General features: G+C 66.5%; 1 pseudogene. It reads left to right on the top strand.

Going from position 1 to position 230, the window contains the following annotated elements:
• Window positions 1–230 (top strand): annotated as a pseudogene (locus KZZ04_RS21015) (hypothetical protein); the annotation flags it as partial.

Genomic DNA, 230 nt, shown 5'->3' with positions numbered 1-230 from the left:
CGCCCAGTTATGGCGACGCCCGGCCGACCTGAGCCGCGCGATTGACGCGGTGCTGGCTCAGCCGAAGCTGTTTGGCGCGGTGGCGCAACATCAGATTGCAGCGGTGGGCCACTCCCTCGGCGGCTGGACCGTGCTGGAAATCGCCGGTGCGCGTTTCGACCCCGACCTGTTCAGCCGTGACTGCGCCGAACACCCTAAGTTGGGCGGCTGCATCGGCTACCAGCAAATGA

It is taken from the genome of Pseudoalteromonas sp. CR1 (assembly GCF_019392235.1).
Classification (GTDB): domain Bacteria; phylum Pseudomonadota; class Gammaproteobacteria; order Enterobacterales; family Alteromonadaceae; genus Pseudoalteromonas.
Note: the sequence above shows the minus strand (reverse complement) of the source record. Positions and strands in the feature narration are given on the sequence as shown.